General features: G+C 47.1%; 22 protein-coding genes, 2 tRNA genes and 1 other annotated feature. Of the genes, 1 reads left to right on the forward strand and 23 read right to left on the reverse strand.

Annotation, left to right across the window (positions count from 1 at the left end; genetic code table 11):
• Window positions 1-94: 94 nt before the first annotated feature.
• The 9 genes from tig to ilvB all read right to left on the reverse strand — a co-directional run bounded on the left by tig (window position 95) and on the right by ilvB (window position 10738).
• Window positions 95-1369, reverse strand: a complete 1275-nt coding sequence (gene tig, locus OWN49_RS11795; protein ID WP_003152618.1) for a trigger factor — start codon at window positions 1367-1369, stop codon at window positions 95-97.
• A 216-nt stretch (window positions 1370-1585) separates the two neighbouring features.
• Complete coding sequence (gene ddcA / locus OWN49_RS11800) at window positions 1586-2590, reverse strand: DNA damage checkpoint antagonist DdcA (protein WP_070082174.1); 1005 nt, start codon at window positions 2588-2590, stop codon at window positions 1586-1588.
• 117 nt (window positions 2591-2707) lie between these two features.
• Complete coding sequence (gene leuD / locus OWN49_RS11805) at window positions 2708-3307, reverse strand: 3-isopropylmalate dehydratase small subunit (RefSeq protein ID WP_007408146.1); 600 nt, start codon at window positions 3305-3307, stop codon at window positions 2708-2710.
• Between the two features lie 15 nt (window positions 3308-3322).
• Entirely contained in the window at window positions 3323-4741 is a 1419-nt protein-coding gene (leuC, locus tag OWN49_RS11810) for a 3-isopropylmalate dehydratase large subunit (RefSeq protein ID WP_007408145.1), read from the reverse strand.
• A gap of 45 nt (window positions 4742-4786) precedes the next feature.
• Entirely contained in the window at window positions 4787-5884 is a 1098-nt protein-coding gene (leuB, locus tag OWN49_RS11815; RefSeq protein ID WP_003152604.1) for a 3-isopropylmalate dehydrogenase, read from the reverse strand.
• Window positions 5885-5904: 20 nt separating this feature from the next.
• Entirely contained in the window at window positions 5905-7461 is a 1557-nt protein-coding gene (locus OWN49_RS11820; protein ID WP_146284271.1) for a 2-isopropylmalate synthase, read from the reverse strand.
• Entirely contained in the window at window positions 7448-8476 is a 1029-nt protein-coding gene (gene ilvC / locus OWN49_RS11825; RefSeq protein WP_007408142.1) for a ketol-acid reductoisomerase, read from the reverse strand. Before ilvC ends, OWN49_RS11820 begins: the two co-directional genes overlap by 14 nt.
• A 22-nt stretch (window positions 8477-8498) precedes the next feature.
• Window positions 8499-9017 (reverse strand): acetolactate synthase small subunit, encoded by a 519-nt coding sequence (gene ilvN / locus OWN49_RS11830; RefSeq protein ID WP_003152598.1) that lies wholly within the window; start codon window positions 9015-9017, stop codon window positions 8499-8501.
• Window positions 9014-10738 carry an acetolactate synthase large subunit gene (gene ilvB / locus OWN49_RS11835; protein WP_062623543.1) on the reverse strand — a complete coding sequence of 575 codons (1725 nt, stop codon included), beginning with the start codon at window positions 10736-10738 and terminating at the stop codon, window positions 9014-9016. The genes ilvN and ilvB overlap by 4 nt, the downstream gene beginning before the upstream one ends.
• A 119-nt stretch (window positions 10739-10857) precedes the next feature.
• Window positions 10858-11109: a binding site (T-box leader), on the reverse strand.
• Between the two features lie 422 nt (window positions 11110-11531).
• Here ilvB and OWN49_RS11840 point away from each other — a divergent pair.
• Window positions 11532-11882 (forward strand): hypothetical protein, encoded by a 351-nt coding sequence (locus OWN49_RS11840; protein ID WP_020954258.1) that lies wholly within the window; start codon window positions 11532-11534, stop codon window positions 11880-11882.
• Between the two features lie 39 nt (window positions 11883-11921).
• Here the strand turns inward: OWN49_RS11840 and OWN49_RS11845 are convergent, their stop codons facing one another.
• From OWN49_RS11845 to sdhC, 14 genes are all read right to left on the reverse strand, one after another.
• Entirely contained in the window at window positions 11922-12107 is a 186-nt protein-coding gene (locus tag OWN49_RS11845; protein ID WP_007408136.1) for a hypothetical protein, read from the reverse strand.
• 250 nt (window positions 12108-12357) lie between these two features.
• Window positions 12358-12431 (reverse strand) — tRNA-Arg (locus tag OWN49_RS11850).
• Window positions 12432-12553: 122 nt separating this feature from the next.
• Window positions 12554-12627 (reverse strand) — tRNA-Arg (locus OWN49_RS11855).
• Between the two features lie 113 nt (window positions 12628-12740).
• Complete coding sequence (locus tag OWN49_RS11860) at window positions 12741-13250, reverse strand: YfcE family phosphodiesterase (protein ID WP_176283449.1); 510 nt, start codon at window positions 13248-13250, stop codon at window positions 12741-12743.
• Window positions 13251-13265: 15 nt separating this feature from the next.
• Entirely contained in the window at window positions 13266-13862 is a 597-nt protein-coding gene (locus tag OWN49_RS11865) for an XTP/dITP diphosphatase (RefSeq protein WP_095315571.1), read from the reverse strand.
• Window positions 13863-13873: 11 nt separating this feature from the next.
• Window positions 13874-14611, reverse strand: coding sequence for a ribonuclease PH (gene rph, locus OWN49_RS11870; RefSeq protein ID WP_003152583.1), 738 nt, complete (start codon window positions 14609-14611; stop codon window positions 13874-13876).
• A gap of 109 nt (window positions 14612-14720) precedes the next feature.
• Window positions 14721-15806, reverse strand: coding sequence for a GerMN domain-containing protein (locus OWN49_RS11875; protein ID WP_003152582.1), 1086 nt, complete (start codon window positions 15804-15806; stop codon window positions 14721-14723).
• Window positions 15807-15911: 105 nt separating this feature from the next.
• Window positions 15912-16730: a glutamate racemase gene (gene racE / locus OWN49_RS11880; protein ID WP_012118125.1), complete on the reverse strand. Its 819-nt coding sequence runs from the start codon at window positions 16728-16730 to the stop codon at window positions 15912-15914.
• A gap of 7 nt (window positions 16731-16737) precedes the next feature.
• Window positions 16738-17178 carry a MarR family winged helix-turn-helix transcriptional regulator gene (locus tag OWN49_RS11885; RefSeq protein WP_003152580.1) on the reverse strand — a complete coding sequence of 147 codons (441 nt, stop codon included), beginning with the start codon at window positions 17176-17178 and terminating at the stop codon, window positions 16738-16740.
• Between the two features lie 186 nt (window positions 17179-17364).
• Entirely contained in the window at window positions 17365-17589 is a 225-nt protein-coding gene (gerE, locus tag OWN49_RS11890) for a spore germination transcription factor GerE (protein ID WP_003152579.1), read from the reverse strand.
• A 120-nt stretch (window positions 17590-17709) separates the two neighbouring features.
• A complete protein-coding gene (locus OWN49_RS11895) occupies window positions 17710-18147 on the reverse strand; it encodes an acyl-CoA thioesterase (RefSeq protein ID WP_003152577.1) in 438 nt (145 codons plus the stop codon).
• A 59-nt stretch (window positions 18148-18206) separates the two neighbouring features.
• Window positions 18207-18965, reverse strand: coding sequence for a succinate dehydrogenase iron-sulfur subunit (gene sdhB, locus OWN49_RS11900; RefSeq protein WP_003152575.1), 759 nt, complete (start codon window positions 18963-18965; stop codon window positions 18207-18209).
• 2 nt (window positions 18966-18967) lie between these two features.
• Window positions 18968-20728 (reverse strand): succinate dehydrogenase flavoprotein subunit, encoded by a 1761-nt coding sequence (sdhA, locus tag OWN49_RS11905; RefSeq protein ID WP_003152573.1) that lies wholly within the window; start codon window positions 20726-20728, stop codon window positions 18968-18970.
• A 33-nt stretch (window positions 20729-20761) separates the two neighbouring features.
• Complete coding sequence (sdhC, locus tag OWN49_RS11910; protein ID WP_003152571.1) at window positions 20762-21370, reverse strand: succinate dehydrogenase cytochrome B558; 609 nt, start codon at window positions 21368-21370, stop codon at window positions 20762-20764.
• Between the last annotated feature and the right edge of the window lie 86 nt (window positions 21371-21456).

The following is a 21456-nucleotide window of genomic DNA, read 5'->3' on the forward strand; positions in this document are numbered from 1 at the left end:
CTTGCCCCAAGAAAAAGAGTTATATCATAATTGTACAAAACAAGGCACGAATTAATCGCGCCCTGTTTTATTATGTCTATTATTATGAACCATATTAACGGTTTTCTACAAGAAAATCAATTGCTTTTCGAACTTTTAAATCTTCTTTCATCGCGTCAGTTGAACCGATTGCCTGCTTGATGTTTTCAACCGGCATGTTGTAAGCTTCAGCCATTTTAGTCAGCTCAGCTTCAACTTCTTCGTCCGTTACTTCAAGGTTTTCTGCTTGAGCGATCGCTTCAAGAGTCAGGTTTGATTTTACGCGTTTTGCGGCATCTTCTTTCATTTGCTCTTTTAACGCGTTTTCGTCTTGGCCTGAGAATTGAGTGTAAAGCTCAAGGTTCATGCCTTGCATTTGCAGACGCTGTTCGAATTCTTTCAGCATGCGGTCAAGCTCAGTGTCGATCATCGCTTGAGGAACATCAGCTTCAGCATTTTCAGATGCTTTCAGAACAAGCTCTTCACGCAATTTAGCGTCAGCTTCGTTTTCTTTTGCTTCTTCAAGGCGTTTTTTTGTTTTCTCAGTTAATTCAGCAAGCGTTTCAACTTCTTCGTCAATGTCTTTTGCGAATTCGTCGTTAAGCTCAGGAAGCTCTTTCGCTTTGATTTCATGAATTTTCACTTTGAAAACAGCTGGTTTTCCGGCAAGCTCTTCAGCGTGGTACTCTTCAGGGAATGTTACTTCAACATCCTTTTCAGCGCCTGCTTCAAGGCCTGTTAACTGCTCTTCGAAGCCCGGGATGAATGAACCTGATCCTACTTCAAGTGAGTAGTTCTCAGCTTTTCCGCCTTCAAACGCTTCGCCGTCAACGAAACCTTCGAAGTCAAGAACGACTGTATCGCCGTTTTCAACAGCGCCTTCTTCTTTCACGACAAGCTCAGCCTGACGCTCTTGAAGCGCTTTAAGTTCGTTTTGTACATCTTCGTCAGTAACAGCAGTGTCATCTTTTTCGATTCCTAAGCCTTTGTAATCGCCAAGTTTCACTTCCGGTTTTACAGTCACTTTTGCAGTGAAAATTAAGCTTTCGCCTTTTTCGATTTTTTCAACATCGATTTCAGGGCGGTCTACAGGCTCAATGCCGGCTTCTTCAACCGCTTTAGGGTATTCTACAGGAAGTAAAATATCTAAAGCATCCTGGTAAAGAGCTTCAACGCCGAAACGCTGTTCGAATAAACCGCGGGGAACTTTCCCTTTGCGGAATCCAGGAATAGAAACCTGTTTTACTACTTTTTTAAATGCATCATCAAGAGCTGTTTTGAACGTATCCGCATCAACTTCAACCGTTAATACGCCTTCGTTGCCTTCTTGTTTTTCCCATTTTACAGACATGTGTTTCCCTCCAAAAATCTATTCAGGTTGTGTCGGTCTTCCATTCTAAAGCAATCCGCGGCTTTGTCAAAGAAAAAACCGCTTTGAATCAGAATCATTATGTAATGAACTGGCAGCCTGTCCAACCGTAATTCTCATTTCAGTTAAACCGCTATACATAAATACAACCACTATATTATAACATAACGCCTACCGCTTTCAACTATATGGTGTGATTTACAAATAAGAAATTTCTTCAATATCCTTAATCATCGTGCAGGCTTCTTCGAGTTCGCGGCTGTCAAACTCGTACATCATATGAAGTTCCTCCGGCTCAATGTCAATGCCGTGCATCTCGTAACCGACCTTATGAAGCGCAGCCGCCCATAAATCCGCGTTCAAAAACTTCGGCATAAAAGGGTGCAGGACGTACAGATGCCTTCTCCACAGCTCCTCGACGGCAGCGTATAATGTAGGGTTTTCATTGCCGAGCGTTTCATCAAGCACCCGAAGAACGCGATGCAAAATCGGAGCTGCATCAGGCTGAACCGTTTCACTCGGAACCGCGGTCATTGAATCGCCGAATTTTGTAATATGAACCGGCTTGCTGTAGTCATGCTCCGCCATCAGCGTCAAAATCATCGTCTTGATAAGCGGATGCGCGCCCGGATCTTGAAGAATTGTTTTTAAGAGACCCGTGTATTTTGCAATATTGCGGTCTTTAAGAGAATGAATCAGATTCATTTGTTCAGCGGGGCTGTTCAGCACTTTTTCCGCATCAAGAATGTCCTCGTATTCCTCCTCCCACGCCTCATCCTGCTGATCGGGATCGGTCATTTTGCGGCTGAATTCGAGCAGCCGGTAGAATTGCTCCGCACTTTCTGCGGGCAGCTGGTTTTCTTCCAGCACAGCTTCAATTGTGCTTTTGACTTCTTCATATTGTTTCAGCTGAATTAAAATGGTCATGTACACCTGCAGCACGGTGAAATAATGGCCGTACCCTTCATTCAGCATTTTCTCGCAAACTTGTTTTGCTTCTTCCAATTCCCCGAGTTCCAGAAAACAAATCGCCATGCCTAAATGTACGTCGGACTCGGTATCGCCGTGGCTTACCGCCTCTGAAAACAGTTCGAGGGCCTCCTCATACTGTTTATCCTTCATGGCGGCCATCCCTTTATCAACCAAGCGTTCTTTCAGACGGGGGAAAGGAATGATATCAGCTTTTTTCTTGTCATGCGTCATACTTTATTTCCTTTCAGGCGCTATTTTGTTCAAGTGTATCAACACGCGTCATGAAACACAAGAAAGGATGATGCACACGGTAAAAAAAGCTGCCGGACAGATGCCGGGCAGCTTTTTTCAGGCTTGAAGCCATGAACTCCTTTTCGATTCAAACTGCTGAATGTCGTCCTCCAGCAGAAGCGTTAATGAAATTTCATCATAACCGTTAATCAGCATTTCCTTCCAGTGAGGATCGACTTCAAATGAAATCTCTTTTCCTTCACTGTCATGAATGAGCTGGTTTTCCAAATCAACCGTCATGTTAAGAGACTGATTTTCATATTGGCCGGCGAGTTTTTTCCACTGATCATACGGCATACGGATGGGAAGCATACCGTTTTTAAAACAGTTTTGATGAAAAATATCGGCAAATGACGGAGCAATGATGATTTTGAAGCCGTAATCATCCAACGCCCAAGGAGCGTGTTCACGGGATGATCCGCAGCCGAAATTCTCTCCGGCAATTAATATGGACGCGCCTTCATAGACTTTACGGTTTAATTCAAATTCAGGGTCAGGCTCACCGTTCTCAAGGTATCTCCAATCAAAAAACGCGAATCTGCCGTATCCGGTTCTTTCAATTCTTTTCAAAAACTGTTTCGGAATAATCTGGTCCGTATCGACGTTGATCCGGTTTAAGACGGCCGCTTTTCCCGTATGCGTTTTTAAAGGTTCCATCTTTTCGCGCACTCCTTACACAACTGTTTTTTCTTGATAAAACTTTCTTACATCGACGAAATGCCCGTGAATGGCCGCCATTGCCGCCATCGCCGGGCTGACAAGGTGTGTTCTCGCGCCTTTTCCCTGTCTGCCTTCGAAGTTGCGGTTGGAAGTGGAAGCGCATCGTTCCCCTTCAGGCACGACATCATTATTCATACTGAGGCACATGCTGCAGCCTGATTCTCTCCATTCAAAGCCGGCCTCGAGAAACACGCGGTGCAGCCCTTCTTCCTCGGCCTGCTGTTTCACGCTTTGAGAACCCGGCACCACAATGGCTCTGACGCTGTCGGCGACTTTTCGGCCTTTGATCATATCCGCAGCCTGGCGAAGATCGGTCATCCGCGAATTTGTACAGGAGCCGATAAACACATGCTCGACTTTAATATCTTCAATTTTTTGATTCGGTGAAATTCCCATGTATTCGTACGCGCGGATGGCTTCTTTTTTACCGTCTTCAGAATCAATCGTTTCCGGCGCCGGTATTTGGGCATCGACCGGAAGAACCATGCCGGGATTGACGCCCCATGTTACCATTGGAGAAATCTCGCTGCCGTCTAACACGATGGAATGATCGTATACGGCGCCCGGATCGGTTTTTAACGCTTTCCATTCTGCGGCGGCTTTTTCAAATTCCTCGCCTTTTGGCGCGTATTTACGGTTTTTACAGTATTCAATCGTCGTGTCATCTGGAGCGATCAGTCCCGCCCGTGCTCCCGCTTCTATTGACATATTGCAGACGGTCATGCGTTCGTCCATAGACATGTTTCTGAATACTTCCCCGGTGTATTCAATGACATATCCGGTACCGAATTTCACCCCGTATTTTCCGATGACCGACAAGATGACATCCTTCGCTGTCACTCCTTTTTGGAGCGTTCCGTCAACGCGGATTTCAAGCGTTTTCGGCCGTTGCTGCCATAATGTCTGTGTGGAAAGAACATGTTCCACCTCACTTGTGCCGATACCGAAGGCAAGCGCTCCGAACGCGCCGTGAGTCGATGTATGGCTGTCTCCGCAAACGATCGTTTTTCCCGGAAGTGTCAGACCAAGCTCAGGCCCGACTACATGAACGATCCCCTGGTCTGCGCTGTGAAGATCCGCAAGACGGACGCCGAACTCCTCGCAATTCCGTTCAAGCGCGGTTACTTGGCGCTTTGCGACTTCATCTTTAATGTCAAAACGGTTGACGGTCGGAATATTGTGGTCCATCGTCGCGAATGTGTTCTGCGGCCGTCTGACCTTTCTTCCCTTCTGCCTTAACCCTTCAAACGCCTGAGGAGACGTCACCTCATGAATGAGGTGCAGATCAATATAGAGAAGGTCGGGTTTTCCTTCACCGCTTTTTACAACATGCCGATCCCAAATCTTTTCGATGATTGTTCGAGGCATCATCTTTGTTTCCTCCCTCTACCTATGAACTAAGACCGCTTTAAAGCGTCATACTATAGATTTTGTATTCGAGCCGGCTAATGCGGCTTTTACTTTTTCAGTAATGTCATGCGTTCCGGCATATTGGCCGTCCCGGGCGATATCACGTGTACGGCTGCCGTCTGCAAGCACCTTTGCGACCGCTTTTTCCACCGCCTGCGCTTCGTTTTCAAGTCCGAAAGATGTTCTCAAAAGCATCGCCGCTGATAAAATCGCCGCAAACGGATTGGCCATCCCTTTACCGGCGATGTCAGGCGCAGATCCATGCACGGGTTCAAACAAGTGAAGACCTGAACTTGATAAACTGGCTGACGGCAGCATGCCGAGCGAGCCTGTCAGCATGGAGGCTTCATCGCTTAAAATATCGCCGAACATATTCTCAGTTACGATGACGTCAAACTGGCTCGGAGCGTAGATGAGCTGCATCGCGGCATTATCGACAAGCATATGTTCAAGCGTCACATCAGGAAATTCTTTTGCGATTTCATCTGCCGTTTCACGCCACAGTCTGCTTGAAGAAAGCACATTCGCCTTATCAACGGACGTCACTTTTCCTTTTCTGCCGGCAGCCATCTTAAAGGCTTCTCTGACAACGCGTGCGATTTCTTCTTTCTTATAAAAAAGGGTATCGACCGCTTCCTTTTCTCCCGCTTCATTGACATACTGCCTGCTCGGTTCTCCGAAGTAGAGGCCGCCCGTCAGTTCCCTGACGATTACAAAGTCGACGCCGCTGATATATTCTTTTTTCAGCGGAGACGCCTCAGACAAGCTTTCAAATACGGTCACGGGACGCAGATTGGCAAACAGGCCGAGTTTTTTTCTGATGCCGAGCAGGCCTTTTTCCGGTCTGAGCTCCGGAGGATTTTGGTCCCATTTCGGTCCGCCGACTGCCCCGAGCAGGATGGCGTCGGATCTTTCACAAAGAGCCACCGTCTCCTCAGGAAGGGGGTTTTGATGGGCGTCAATGGCCGCTCCCCCGATCAGTCCGTTTTCAAATTCAAATTCATGTCCGAATTGTTCGGCAACGCTTTTCAATACATCTGCCGCTGATTCCGCCACTTCCGGTCCGATTCCGTCACCGGGAAGCAAAGCAATGCGTTTTTTCAAATCAAACGTTCTCCTTTCTATTACGAGCCGACCGCAGTCTGTCTCTTTAATCCGTCTAAATTGCAATCCAGCACCAACTGCCGGTTCACGGCGTTCAGATAAGCTTTAGCAGAAGCTTCCAGAACATCCTGCGCGATTCCCCGCCCTGATGTTTCTTTTCCGTTCACGGTCACTCTGACGTAAACTTGAGCCAGCGCGTCTTCGCCTTTCCGGTTGGATTGGATGCGGTAGTCTGTCAGTTCAATATTTTTATCGATGCAGCGCCCGAGCGTATTATAAACGGCTTCTACGCTGCCCGCCCCCGTTGCGGCCTCTTGCATCAGCTGTTCGTTTTCCTGATTTTTCAAAGAGACTGTTGCAGTCGGCACCTGAGACGTCCCGTAATGCACTTGCAGAGACAAAAATTCATAGCCGATTTTTTTGTCCGTCACTTTTTCTTCTAAAATAAGAGAAATCAAGTCATCATCGGTGATTTCTTTTTTCTTTTCGGTCAGTTCTTTAAACATCGTAAAAAATTTATTGATTTCCTCACTATCAAACTGGAATCCAAGCGCATTCAGGCGGTCTTTGAACGCATGGCGTCCGGAATGCTTTCCGAGTACGAGCGCATCAGCAGTCACGCCGACAAGTTCCGGTGAAATGATTTCATATGTTGATTTTTCTTTCAGGAAACCGTCTTGGTGAATGCCGGATTCATGTGCGAAAGCGTTATCTCCGACGATTGCTTTATTGCGGGGAACGGCCATGCCCGTCAGTTTGCTGACAAGATCACTCGTCCGCTTCAATTCATGAAGATTGAGAGATGAATCGGCTTGATGCGCGTCATTTCTGACATGAAGCGCAACGGCGATTTCCTCTAGCGCGGCGTTCCCGGCTCTTTCTCCTATGCCGTTAATGGCGCATTCAATTTGATCAGCGCCGTTCTCAATTGCCGAAAGTGAGTTGGCAACCGCCATTCCGAGATCATCGTGGCAATGGGCTGAGAGCTTTACCCGGCTGATATTCGGAACGTGTTCCTTCATATATTTAAAGATGTTTCCGTATTCAGCCGGCGTCAGGTAACCTACAGTGTCCGGCAGGTTGATGACGCTCGCGCCGGCATCAATCACTTTTTCCACGATTTCAGCCAGAAACGGAAGTTCGGTGCGGCATGCGTCTTCTGCCGACCATTGAACGATCGGAAAGCGTTCTTTTGCATACTTCACCATTTCAACCGCTTTTTTCTTAACCTCTTCCCGCGTCATTTTCAGCTTATGCTTCAGATGAATGTCAGAGGTGGCGATAAAGATGTGAATGCGCGGGCTGGCCCCGTCTTTCAGCGCTTCCCAGGCTGCGTCGATATCACCTTTGACAGATCGGGCAAGCCCTGTTACCGAACAATTTTTAATCGTTCTTGCGATTTCCTGCACGGCTAAAAAATCACCTCGGGATGAAGCGGGAAATCCCGCTTCAATAATGTCCACCCCGAGTCTTTCAAGCTGCTTGGCTATCGCCAGTTTCTCCCGGGAATTGAGGTTGACCCCGGGAGATTGTTCACCGTCACGAAGGGTCGTGTCGAAAACATTAATTTTGCGCAACGGAGACCACCGCTTCCTTCTTCTTGCCTTGTTTGACAAACGGCATCATTTCACGAAGCTGTCTGCCGACCTTTTCAATCTGATGCTCGTTTTCGCTTGCATTGATCGCATTGAAACGAGGACGGTTCACTTGGTTTTCCACGATCCATTCTTTTGCGAATGTACCGTTTTGAATATCCGTTAATACTTGTTTCATCGATTCTTTTACCTTCGCATCGACTACGCGCGGTCCTGATACAAAGTCTCCCCATTGAGCCGTATCGGAGATAGAGTATCTCATGCCCGCCAATCCTTCTTCATACATCAAGTCTACGATCAGCTTCAGTTCGTGCAGACACTCGAAGTATGCGAGTTCAGGCTGGTAGCCGGCTTCTGTCAGCGTTTCAAAACCCGCTTTGACAAGCGCCGTTAAACCTCCGCACAGAACAGCCTGCTCACCGAACAAATCCGTTTCCGTTTCTTCTTTAAATGTTGTTTCAAGAACCCCCGCACGCGCTCCGCCGATTCCTTTTGCATAAGCAAGAGCCGTATCTTTCGCTTCGCCTGATACATCCTGGTAGATGGCAAACAATGCCGGTACGCCCGCGCCTTGTTCATATGTTCTTCTGACAAGGTGTCCCGGTCCTTTAGGGGCGACAAGGAATACATCCACATCAGCAGGAGGCACGATCTGATGGAAATGGACGTTAAATCCGTGTGCGAATACCAATGACTTGCCCGCCGTCAATTCATCTTTGATTTCAGCTTCATATACTTTTTGCTGCTGTTCATCCGGAAGAAGAACCATAATGATATCAGCCTGGGCAGCCGCTTCTCTTACCGAAAAGACTTGATGACCGTCTTCTTGGGCCTGTGTAAATGATTTACCTTGTCTGACGCCGACAATGACATCAATACCGCTTTCTTTTAAGTTCAGCGCGTGTGCATGACCTTGTGAACCGTAACCGATAATCGCTACTTTTTTACCTGCCAATACGTTCTCTTTGATATCACCGTTATAATATACTTTTACCATTTTAATCTCTCCCTTTTTTGTGTTATACAATTGAAATTGTTTTATTGGATGACGCCTTCTGCTGGGTTCCCCTCGCAAAAGCCGTTGTGCCCGTTCTCGCGATTTCTTTAATTCCGTAAGGTTTGAGAAGCTCTATGAGCGCTTCGATTTTATTAGATTCGCCGGTAACCTGAACGACGATGCTGTCTCTTGAGACATCAACGACGGAAGCTCTGAACGGCTCAATGATTCCATTGATTTCCGTTCTGGCCGACGGTGCGGAAACAACTTTGATTAATGCCAGCTCACGCTGTACAATCGATTGGTTTGTAATATCCGTCACTTTCAGGACGTCAATTTGTTTGTTAAGCTGCTTTGTCAGCTGCTCTACGTCATTTTCGCCTTCCACATGGACGACAAATGTAATCCTTGAAACACCGCTTGTTTCCGTGTGGCCTACAGTGATGCTTTCGATATTATAGTGTCTTTTTGTAAACAGGCCGGTGATCCGGTTTAATACCCCCGAGCGGTTGACCACCGTTAATGTGATAATGCGTTTCAAGGTTTCACCCCCACCATTTCATGAAGTCCTTTACCCGGCGCAATCATCGGGAATACTTTCTCGCTTTTGGCGACCCGGACGTCAATAACGGCCGGTTCTTTTGATGAAAGCGCCTTTTTAAGCTCTTCTTCCGCCTCTTCTTCCGATGAAATCCGGACGCCTTTAATGCCGTAGGCTTCTGACAATTTGACAAAGTCAGGCTGCGCCGAGAATTTGGATTCAGAATAGCGTTCTTCATAGAAGATTTCCTGCCACTGTCTGACCATGCCCAGACATTCGTTGTTCAAGATAACCACTTTGACAGGAAGATTCAGCTGCCGGATGACATCTAATTCCTGAAGGGTCATCTGAAAACCGCCGTCTCCGAGGATGGCAACGACCGTGGCGTTACGATCGGCCAGCTGCGCACCGATAGCCGCCGGAAGGCCGAAGCCCATTGTGCCGAGTCCCCCCGAGGTAACCCACTTATCAGCCTTTCGGAAAGGATAAAACTGAGCCGCCCACATCTGGTGCTGGCCGACATCCGTCGCCACAATCGCCTCACCGTTTGTGAATTGGTGAATATACTCAATCAGCTTTTGGGGTTTCAAGCCCTCTTCTCTGTTGTCTGTATACCAAAGCGGATATTCTTCTTTCCATTCTGAAAGCTGCTGTTTCCATTCCTCTGTCTGTCCCTGTTTTCCGTTTTGTTTCAATAATTCCTGAAGGACGATTTTACTGTCGCCGACCACCGGAATCTGCGTTTCAATAATTTTTCCGATTTCAGCAGGATCAATATCGATATGCGCTACTTTGGCCGATTTTGCAAAATGCTTCAGATTTCCGGTCACGCGGTCATCGAACCGCGCTCCTATGCTGATCAGCAAGTCACAGTGATAAAGCGCCATATTCGCTGTGTATGTGCCGTGCATCCCCGCCATTCCCAGAAAAAGAGGATGGTCTGCCGGGAAACCGCCCAGACCGAGAAGCGTGTGCGCTACCGGAATTTGCTGCTGTTCGGCATAATTTTTTAAATCTTCTGAAGCTTTACCGTGCAAAACACCCGCTCCGGCTAAAATAACCGGCTTTTTCGCACTGCTGACAGCTTCCACGAGCTTTCGGATCTGCAGATAGTTAGGCTCTTTTACCGGCTGATAACCCGGAAGATTGATCTCGTGATCATATCTGAATTCTCCTTCAAATGCTGCGACATCCTTCGGTATATCAATTAATACCGGGCCCGGTCTTCCCGTCGTGGCGATATGGAACGCCTCTTTAATCACACGAGGGAGATCTTCCGGACGGCGGACTTGGTAGCTGTGTTTCGTAATCGGCATCGTAATTCCTAAAATGTCGGCTTCCTGGAAAGCGTCGCTGCCGATGACCGAAGTGGCCACCTGACCGGTAAACACTACGAGCGGCAGTGAATCAATCATCGCATCCGCAAGACCGGTAACTAAATTTGTCGCTCCGGGTCCGGAGGTAGCAATCACAACCCCCGGCTTTCCGGAGACTCTCGCATACCCTTCTGCCGCATGGATCGCGCCTTGCTCGTGGCGGGGCAGGATGTGAACCAATCCTGATTGATACAGTTTATCGTAAATCGGAAGGACGGCTCCCCCCGGATAGCCGAAGATCATCTCGACATTTTCTTTCTTTAATGATTCAATCAGCATCAGAGCCCCGTTCATTGTTTTTGTACAATCGGCAGACAAAGAATCCGCCTGTACATTTGTGCCCATTTTCAGTTCCTCCTTTTCAATGTTCCCTTCTAAAATCCAATTCATAAAACGCAGCGCCGGCTGACGCAAATAAAAAAGCCTTCCCACCCACATTCAGCCAAGCATTTCATGCGATAGCCAAAAGGGGCGAAAAGGCTTTGCTCTCCGCGGTACCACCCTTGTTTACGGTCATATGCAGACCGTCTCATGGATAATGATTATCCGTTTTGATAACGAGTAAACATTGCGTTCACTCGGCCGAGTCCTACTCTTTACATTTCAGACCGGCACTCTGAGGGGAGTTCACTTTGATTTGTTTTACCGGCTCTCAGCGTTACCGGCTCTCTGTGAAAAACTTCAGCAAAGCTACTTATCCTCTTCTGCGCTTTTTATTATGGCAGCTCTTTTATTAAAAAAGAACCTTCATTTGTTTGTTTTTTCATTGTTTTATGATTTTTCTTTTTAGCGTGAATCATTTATTTATTTTTGTTTGAACTCATATTACGCCCGTTTGCAGACAGTGTCAACAGCATTTTTATAATTATTAGATAATTTAGATTAATCAATCTACTTTGTATACGCTTTCATTACTGGTACAAAGGGATCTGTAAATATTAAAAGTTTTTATCATTTTTTTATTAATCTCTCAAGATTACATGAAATTTTTCCGTTCATATACGAATATGTCACATTTTATTACGCGATTTTTCTCTGTCCTTCCGGCATGCTTGTCAGATATTCCGTTCGATTGAACAGGCTCTTTATACAGACATACGCATACACTGTTCTTATCTCGTAAGAAATGAGTGATGTCATGAATAAGATGTTATCAGGCATGCAGGGCCTGCCTCCTGGATTTCCGCCTTTACCGGTCTTACCGCCGCAGTCTTATTATCCTCCGGCCCCGATGCATACAGCACCATATCAAGGCGGCCCTTCTTTTCAGCAGGGATTCCCGTCATCCGGATACGGACAGCAGACCCCGCAAAGCACGCTGTCATTCGCCGGACAGCAATTCGTTCCGTACCCTTATACATCCGGGTACTACGGCCAAACCTTCAGTGACGTCGGCGGAAGCCTCGGCGCCGGGGCACATCCCGGCGCGCTCGGAGGCGGTTTCAGCGGCCATGCCGGGGGCTTCAGCGCTCCGAGCGGATTCAGATGATACAAAAACCGGTCTCACACGGCCGGTTTCTTTTCTTATTCACAGAGTATAACGGTCATTCCACTGATTCATTTCCTGCTCCGTATAGTAATCAGCCCTTGAAACCTCAACAATGATTAAACCGCATTGAGTGATTAAAAATTGTTTCAGTTCCTCAAACAGCTCGTCTTTTCCGCAAAAGATCGTTTCTATATTGTGATTTTTATATGCAAATGCGTACTTCAAAAGCTAATTCCTCCTGCTGTCTTTCTATCAATCATCGACAAAACATATGATAGAAATCAGATAATTTATCACTCAAGGGCGCCTTAAGTATCTTTATACATATATTTATTACGGTAAATATTACATTAAGTTTCATTTATATTAAAATTACTTTACAATTTTCATCAAATACGGAACTTTTGTTTCGTAAAATAAAAATAAAATACAAAAAAACCTCAAACCCATTGTCAGGGCTTGAGGTTTTTTTATACGTCCCAGGAGAGATTCGAACTCCCGACCGACGGCTTAGAAGGCCGTTGCTCTATCCGGCTGAGCTACTGGGACATGAAAAACAAATATCTGCTGATCATTTTACCATGATATCAGCGAATTGACAATATAGTCATCCGATAAAAAAGGCCAGCGGCATCAGTTTTCACTCTGATGTCACCAGCTCTTTTTTTGTACGTCCCAGGAGAGATTCGAACTCCCGACCGACGGCTTAGAAGGCCGTTGCTCTATCCAGCTGAGCTACTGGGACAGCTTTTGCTTTATGTATCAGCGACAAGATTTATTATATACAGGTTCAAATCATAAGTCAATATTTTTTTAAAAACTTTTGATGGGGAAGAATGAAATCTCCCCCATCACTTGTTAAAAACTGATTGTATTCCCCAAGTCCTTCAATTCCCGACCCGTTTCGTCGTAAAATGTCACGGCGCCTTCTCTTTCTGTAAGAGTAAGAATGGCATAGCTTTTCACATTGCGGACTCTCGGAAGACGGATGCTGCCCGGATTAATCAAAAGCTTGCTCCGAAGCACTTCACTCCCGGCAATATGTGAGTGGCCGAAGCAGACGATATCCGCCCCAAGCTCTTCCGCCCGGTAAAAAACAGTTAAAAGTGACTGTTTAATGCCGTGAAGATGCCCGTGAACAGCCAGAATTTTCTTTGAGCCGGCGTCCAGAAGGAGTTCATCCTGAAACCCGCCGCCAAAGTCGCAATTGCCTTTTACCGTGTGATACGGCGTGAGTGCCGGATGTGCGGCGTCAAGCTCTGAATCACCGCAATGAATCATCAGATCCGCTTCGTCTTCGTGCCGCTTTGCAATCGTCTCCAGCTCGTCTTCAAGGCCGTGACTGTCACTTATTATCAGCACTTTCATTGCATACGCTCCCCCTTATGAATCAAGCAGCTTTGACAGTTTCTTGAGCGCCTCAGCCCTGTGGCTGATTTTGTTTTTCTCAGCGCTTGTCAGCTGGGCCATGGTTTTATCTTTATCTTTTACAATAAAAATGGGATCATAGCCGAACCCGTTATCTCCCTCGGGTCCTTCTGCAATATACCCTTCAACATGACCTTCGACCGTTTTTGTTTCCTGCCCCGGCATGCTGACGGCAAGGGCGCAGCGGAAACGGGCCGTGCGCTGCTCTTTTTCGATGCCTTTTAATTCTGACAGCACCTTGTCCATATTCGCCTTATCATCTTTTGCTTCTCCGGCATAACGGGCTGAATAAACGCCCGGTCTGCCTCCAAGGTTGTCCACTGATAAACCGGAGTCGTCTGCAATGACCATTTTGTTGACGGCTTTTGCCACGGCTTCCGCTTTTAAGATGGCGTTTTCTTCAAAGGTATGTCCGGTTTCCTCAATTTCTTCCGTAAATCCGATTTCCGCCAAAGAAGAGACACTGTAGCCTTTCGGTTCGAGTATTTCCTTGAATTCTTTCACTTTTCCCTGATTGTGTGTCGCAATAATGACTTCTTTCACGCTGATCAGGCCTCTCTTTCTTATTTCAGTTCAGGCAATGTTTCTCCGAGCACTTCTTTTTGCTTTTGAATAAGCGTCTGGATTCCTTTTTCGGCAAGGCTTAACAGTCCGTTTAAATCTTCACGGGAGAATGTGGCTTCTTCGCCCGTCCCTTGAAGCTCTACAAAACGTCCGCTTCCCGTCATGATGATATTCATGTCAACTTCAGCCGCCGAATCCTCTTCATAATTCAGATCTAAAAGAAGGCCTTCTTCTTTATCCATCCCGACAGAAATGGCCGCGAGATAATCTGTCACGGGAGAGGTTTTGATAACGCCGCTTTTTACGAGTTTGCCGGTCGCAATGGCCATTGCCAAGAATGCGCCGGTAATGGAAGCCGTTCTTGTTCCGCCGTCAGCTTGAATGACGTCACAGTCGATCCAGATCGTCCGTTCGCCGAGCTTCTCCAAATCAACGACGGCCCGGAGCGCGCGCCCGATCAGCCGCTGAATTTCCATCGTTCTGCCGGAGACCTTTCCTTTTGAAGATTCTCTTATCGTTCTTTGATTCGTCGCGCGGGGAAGCATGCTGTATTCCGCTGTGATCCAGCCTTTTCCTCCGCCGCGTAAAAATGGCGGCACCCGGTCTTCCACAGATGCATTACAGATGACCTTTGTATTTCCCGCTGTAATTAAAACAGAGCCTTCCGGGTGAGTGATAAAATCCAAATCAAATGTGATAGGGCGCAGCTCATCGTGCTGTCTTCCGTCGTGTCTCATATTTTACCTCCGATTATATGTACATAAACCTTTTGTTCCGGATTGTGAATAAAGAAAGAGGCAGCCGGAACGCTAACCTCTTTTTTACTAGTATATCAAAAATCGCAAATTAAAAACTACCCGTATTCACTTGTGCCGGCCTCGAAACAGGTTTTGAAAGGGATTCTCCTTTTTCATTCACCAGTTCTGATTTTCCGTTTACTTTTATAGAAACACTTTTAATCGACGGCTGTTCGGTTAACGTGAGAACGATGCTGTCCAGTACGCCCGATGACACCATTTTTGTTTTTTCGTCGGCGCTTCCGTAAATAGAGCTGTTAAAGTCCAGTGTAACCTGGCCGTCTTTCACTTTCGGCTTGCTGAGAAGCTTAACATCGTTATTAAAGTCCGTCAAAAGCCCGCTTGCTTTGCCCGGTCCGTCGGTGAGCTGTTCAACGGCAGCGGTGATGTCATTTGTTTCCGAATTGTCAATCCGCTTTGTAACAGGCACGTAGTATTCGCTTGTCTCTGTTTCCGCCAGATAATATACAGTCAGCGGATGGGTGTCTGTCAGATCATTCACTCCGGCCGTTTCAATATTAATCCCGTCTTTTCTGCTTAAGTCGCCCGTAATCGGCGTGCCGCCCACCGGCATTTCTTTCAATTCGTGCCCGTTGATTCTGATTTTGACTTTATCTATTGAGCTGAATTGGGTAAGCGTCCATGTAATCGATTGCAGGATTTTTTGTTCGTCTTCTTTTTTATAGTTTTTAAATTCCTTCGAAAAATCAGCGACGGCAGTTCCGTCTTTTTTAATATCGACATTTACCGTCGTATCCGCAGGGAGCACCGCTCTGAAGCCGTTCGGCAGGATTTCTGATACAGGCCCTCCCTGAACCAAGTACTCAAGGGCCTGCTTTGCGGTTCCCTCACTGTTCGGAAGAGGCAGTGTCTGTGCTGCGACATAGCCGTTTTTATCAATCAGATACAGCTCTCGCATGACTGTATTGGCCGGCTGGTCGGCTTTAGAAGTGCCGTTTTTCTCTGACTGCTTTGGTTTTGCCTGAATTCCCGCTTCATCCTTTACATATGAAATGTCTTGAGGCGGGTCAATTTCCCCGGCTGTTTTATCGGATTGAAACAAACCGCATCCAGATAACACAAAAGCCGAAGTAAGACATGTTGCAGCAATGACTGCAGGTCCTTTTTTCAGCATACTTTTCCCTCCTAAGGCTGTTTGTACTATGATGTATACGAGCCCTGTCCGGGAAATAGACCGGGAAGCGCAAAAAAACCCGCTGTAAACAGCGGGTTTTTTGATTTATTTTCTGACCGGCTCTTGAAGGGAGATGCACTCGACATGGCCGATTTCGTGACCGAACCAGTCTTCGGCAATTTTTGCGAAGCCGTTCCGCTCTCCCGTTGTAAGAAATTGATGCTCCGGTGCATGTTTCGATTGGTTTAACAAACCTTTATAAGACAAGATGGTGCTCACTTCTCTCGCCGTCTCGTCTCCGGAGGAAATGATTTTCACATGCTCTCCCATATAATTCTGAATCGGGTCTTTTAAAATCGGATAATGCGTACATCCTAAAATCAAGGTGTCAATTGATGTACCTTTTAAAGGTTCAAGCGATGCTTCAACCGCTTCCTCCGCTGATTCCTGAAGAAACCGTCCGCTTTCCACAAACGGCACGAGCAGCGGACAAGCCGTGTTCTCAACTTGAAGTTCTGCGTTTAACCCGAGCAGCGCCTGCTCATACGCTCTGCTTTTAATGGTATTGACCGTGCCGATGACGCCGATATGCTGGTTTTTCGTGACCTTTATCGCCGTTCTCGCACCCGGCTGAATGACGCCGACAACCGGAATATCCGTTTTGCGCTGAATATCCTCCAAGGCAATGGCCGTGGCCGTATTGCAGGCGATCACGAGCATTTTGATATGGTGGTTTTCCAGCAGGTAATCGGTCATTTCCCACGTGTATTGAAGAACTTCTTCTTCAGGACGCGGGCCGTACGGGCAGCGTTTTGTATCTCCCACATAGATGATATTTTCCTTCGGTAGCTGTCTCATGATTTCCTTAGCAACGGTTAACCCGCCAACCCCGGAATCAATGACTCCTATCGGCTGTTCCAACAAAATCGCCTCATTTTCTTTTCATTTCATGCTGCAGTTTCAATAATGATTTTTCGAAAGCGGCTGTTTCTTCTTCGGAAAATGTCGCAAACATATCCCGCAAATAAGCCTGTCTTTTCAAAATCACTTCTTGGATAATGCGCTCTCCTTCAGCGAGAAGATGAATTCTGACGACCCGTCTGTCAGCCGGGTCTTTGACCCGCTCGACAAGCTTATTTTTTTCCATGCGGTCTATCAGATCCGTCGTCGTGCTGCAAGCCAAATACATTTTGCCTGATAATTCGCCTATTGTCATATCCCCCAATTCATAAAGCCATTGAAGCCCCACGAATTGCGGCGGTGTAATTGCATATTGGTTAAGGATTTCTCTTCCTTTTTGTTTAATGATCGCAGCGATATGGCGGAGTGATTTTTCGATATCCGCAACATGCTCTACAGATTTTGATGTCATTTGTCCATCCCTCACTCAAGGATCTTTCTGGGCTTTGCGCTCCGTGTCTATTTTCCTTCTTTTTTTAAGAAAATGCAAGACTGACGGAGAAAAAGGAAAAACCGGGATTTTCACCGCATGCCCATCAGCCCGGGCGCCAACGCAAATAACCGGCTCCTTCTCGTAAAGAAGGAAAACCGGCAAGAATCAGAGCTCTAGCTCACCCATTCTAAGAAGCTCGACAACAGCTTGCGAACGCCCTTTCACACCTAACTTCTGCATGGCATTTGAAATGTGATTCCGTACAGTTTTTTCACTGATAAATAGCTCGCTTGCAATTTCCTTTGTTGTCTTGTCTTGAACGAGCAATTCGAATACTTCTCTTTCTCTTTTGGTCAGCAGCGGCTTTGATTGAAAATCTTTCTCCTTCAAGTATTGTAACCCTCCTTGCTAAGGTGAGAGCGAATCTGAAACGAATGGGTTTATATAGTCAAGATATCATATGTAAAGGGCGCTTCGGAGGTGACGTCTCTTAGAGAAATAGTTATCCGTTCAGGCGAGCAGAATGCCTTTCTCCCGCTCCGTCCAGCTGACCGCTTTGCCGCTTTTCTTCGACACTTGAACCATAACGACGGAACCTGTAAAGCACGGCAGGCCCGACTCATTTTCTCCAAGGTAATGAAGGGTGACGGACGCATTTCCGGCAGCGCTTGCTTTCACATAAATCCGCAGATTTTCATACGGCATCACCTGACGCATATAGTCGCACTGCTGGCTTGCGACGACCGTCATCGTTTCCGAGTTTTGCGCCGTCATGCCCCGCTGTTTAAAATAAGCGATCCGTGCTTCTTCAAAATAGATGAAAGGGGTTACATTATTCATATGGCCGAACATATCCGTTTCTGAAAAACGAACCGATACTTCAGTAAAGAAAGAAAACGACTGTCTCCATTCTTCAAACGGGATATCAATATATTGCGGTTGTTTCATCACCTTCAGCTCCTTATAAAAAAACCTCTCCCGTGCGGAAGAGGCTCTTTTTCTCTTTCTTATACTCTGTCGCTTCCGAAGAAATTACGGAATGCTTGTAAATTGGTATCTCTGTTCAAAGCAGCGATTGAAGTCGTAAGCGGAATGCCTTTCGGGCAGGATTGAACACAGTTTTGTGAATTCCCGCAATCTCCGAGGCCGCCGTCTGTCATTAAAGCTTCTAAACGTTCTGCTTTGTTCATCGCGCCCGTCGGATGGGCATTAAACAGACGCACTTGTGACATCGGGGCAGGCCCCATGAATTTCGACTTGCTGTTGACGTTCGGGCAGGCTTCAAGGCAGACGCCGCATGTCATGCATTTAGACAATTCATATGCCCACTGGCGGCGTTTTTCCGGCATTCTCGGCCCCGGCCCCAAATCGTAAGTTCCGTCAATCGGCACCCATGCTTTCACTTTTTTCAGTGAATCAAACATTCTGCTGCGGTCAACCTGAAGGTCACGGACAACCGGGAATGTTTTCATCGGCTTCAGACGGATCGGCTGTTCCAGCTTATCAATCAGCGCCGTACACGACTGGCGCGGTCTTCCGTTGATGACCATGGAGCAGGCGCCGCATACTTCTTCAAGACAGTTCATGTCCCATGCGACCGGAGTGGTTTTCTCTCCTTTTGCATTCACGGGATTTCTGCGGATTTCCATCAGGGCGGAAATCACGTTCAGATTCGGGCGGTAATTGATTTCGAATTCTTCATCGTATGGCGCGCTTTCGGGCGTATCCTGGCGTGTAATGATAAACCGTATCTTTTTCTCACTCATGATTATTTCGCCACCTTCTTCTTCGAGTAGTCGCGTTTACGGGGCGCAATCAGTGATACATCGACATCCTGATATTCAAATTCCGGAGCTTCAAACGGACCGGCATGTTTAGCCATCGTCGTTTTGAGCCACTCATCGTCATTTCTTTCAGGGAAATCCGGTTTATAGTGCGCTCCCCGGCTTTCATTTCGGTTATATGCGCCGAGCGTGATGACTCTGGCAAGCTGAAGCATATTGGAGAACTGGCGGGTGAACATCGCCCCTTGGTTGCTCCATTTTGTCGTATCGTTGATATTGATTTTCTTAAAGCGTTCCATCAGCTCTTGGATTTTGTCATCCGTTTTCAAAAGCTTGTCGTTGTGGCGGACCACCGTGACGTTGGCCGTCATCCATTCTCCGAGCTCACGGTGAAGCACGTAGGCATTTTCGTCGCCGTCCATCTTCATGATATCGGCCCATTTTTCTTCTTCTTTTTTCACATAGGAATCAAATAATGAAGAAGACAGGTCTTCCGCTGATGTTTCAAGTCCGGAAACATATTTCACCGCATTCGGTCCGGCCACCATTCCTCCGTAGATGGCGGAAAGCAGAGAGTTCGCCCCTAAACGGTTTCCTCCGTGCATTGAATAATCACATTCACCCGCTGCGAACAGTCCGCGGATGCTTGTCATCTGATCATAATCAACCCACAGTCCGCCCATTGAATAGTGAACGGCAGGGAAAATTTTCATCGGAAGCTTGCGCGGATCATCGCCCATGAATTTTTCATAGATTTCGATAATGCCGCCAAGCTTAACGTCAAGCTCTTTCGGATCTTTGTGCGACAGATCGAGATACACCATGTTTTCTCCGTTGATGCCGAGTTTCTGATTCACGCACACGTCAAAGATTTCACGTGTCGCAATATCCCGCGGCACGAGGTTTCCGTAAGCCGGATATTTTTCCTCGAGGAAGTACCAAGGTTTTCCGTCTTTGTACGTCCAGACTCTTCCGCCCTCGCCGCGCGCCGATTCACTCATCAGACGCAGTTTATCGTCCCCCGGGATTGCTGTCGGGTGAATTTGGATAAATTCGCCGTTTGCATAATAAGCGCCCTGCTGATAGACGATTGATGCGGCAGATCCCGTGTTGATCATACTGTTTGTTGATTTTCCGAATACGATTCCGGGTCCTCCCGTCGCCATAATAACGGCGTCAGAACGGAATGACTCGATTTGCATATTGGTCAGATTTTGGGCTACGATACCGCGGCACGTGCGCTCATCGTCAAGAACGGCGCCGAGGAATTCCCAGCCTTCGTATTTTGTGACGAGACCCGCCACTTCATATCTGCGCACCTGCTCGTCCAGTGCGTAAAGAAGCTGCTGACCCGTCGTCGCTCCCGCGTAAGCGGTTCTGTGATGCTGTGTACCCCCGAAACGGCGGAAGTCTAAGAGCCCTTCCGGCGTTCTGTTAAACATAACCCCCATGCGGTCCAATAAGTGGATAATGGACGGCGCCGCTTCACACATCGCTTTTACAGGAGGCTGGTTTGCCAAAAAGTCGCCTCCGTATACCGTGTCATCAAAATGCTCAAACGGAGAGTCTCCTTCCCCTTTTGTGTTGACAGCTCCGTTTATCCCGCCCTGCGCGCAGACCGAGTGAGAGCGTTTGACCGGAACGATGGAAAACAATTTAACGGCCGTGCCTGATTCCGCTGCTTTAATTGTCGCCATGAGGCCGGCTAGACCCCCGCCGACTACGATAATGCTTGATTGACTCATGATAGCCCCTCTCCCTCTAGTAATCTAGTTCTCTTACACAAACGCAAAAATCGCTTTTAAACCTACGTATGAAAGCGCTAAAAATATAATCAGCGTCACGTAAGTCGAAATTCTTTGAGAACGCGGCGTGACCGTGATCCCCCATGTGACCGCAAAAGACCATAAGCCGTTTGAAAAGTGGAAAATGACCGATAAAACGCCTACAATGTAAAAACCGAGCATAAACGGCGAGCTCAGAATATTCGCCATCATATCGAAGTTGACTTCAGCGCCCATCTGCGCGGCAATCCGCGTCTGCCACACATGCCAGCTGACGAAAATAAGGGTGAGAATACCAGTGACACGCTGAAGCACAAACATCCAGTTTCTGAAATAACTGTAGTGGCCAGCGTTGTTTTTCGCAGTAAATGCTATGTACACACCGTAAACCGCATGATAAATTAAAGGTAAGAAAATAATAAAAATTTCTAACGCATACCTGAACGGCAGACTGTCCATAAAGCCGGCCGCCTTGTTAAACGCATCCGCTCCCCTTGCGGCAAATTGGTTGACGACTAAATGCTGGATCAAAAAGATGCCGACCGGAATAACACCGAGCAAGGAATGCAATCTTCGAAAATAAAACTCTCTGTTCCCAGACATTACTTTACCCCCTGTTTGATTTAAGTGCGAAATGTACTAAAATCTCTGCCCCCACTTCGTTTCAATTGTAAGCACTTTATTAAAAT

It is taken from the genome of Bacillus sp. NEAU-242-2 (assembly GCF_027853835.1).
Taxonomy (GTDB): domain Bacteria; phylum Bacillota; class Bacilli; order Bacillales; family Bacillaceae; genus Bacillus; species Bacillus velezensis.